Origin of the sequence: Nocardia blacklockiae, assembly GCF_015477355.1 — a bacterium.
In the GTDB taxonomy this organism is placed as follows: Bacteria; Actinomycetota; Actinomycetes; order Mycobacteriales; family Mycobacteriaceae; genus Nocardia; species Nocardia blacklockiae.
Genome location: NZ_JADLRJ010000054.1, coordinates 1 through 339, shown reverse-complemented (window position 1 = coordinate 339; position 339 = coordinate 1). Strand labels below are relative to the sequence as shown.

The window sequence follows — 339 nt, the reverse complement described above, 5'->3', positions numbered from 1 at the left end:
AGATGAAGATTATTCTTTTTTCTTGAAATTTTAAAAGTATAACTTAATTTTGATTTACAAGACCAATGTTTTTATTAAACTATTAAAACTAATGTTAATATTTATAAGATGAAATTTATCTTTTTTTTTGTATGTTATAGGTATGATAGTTTTTGTTTTAAATTGTAAACATTTATTATCAATATTATTAAGTTTAGAATTTATAGTTCTGTCTTTATATTTAATGTTGGTTTATTATTTAATTTTTATAAATTTTGAAATATATTTTTTAATAATTTTTTTAAGTTTTAGAGTTTGTGAAGGTGCTTTAGGTTTGTCTATTTTAGTGTCTATAATTCG

At 17.1% G+C, this 339-nt stretch carries 1 protein-coding gene; it reads left to right on the top strand.

Translation table 11 applies throughout. The features are described 5' to 3' along the window. Positions 1-142 precede the first annotated feature (142 nt). Positions 143-339: NADH dehydrogenase subunit 4L (locus tag IU476_RS36620; protein ID WP_228824859.1), on the top strand; the 197-nt coding region annotated here is incomplete at its 3' end.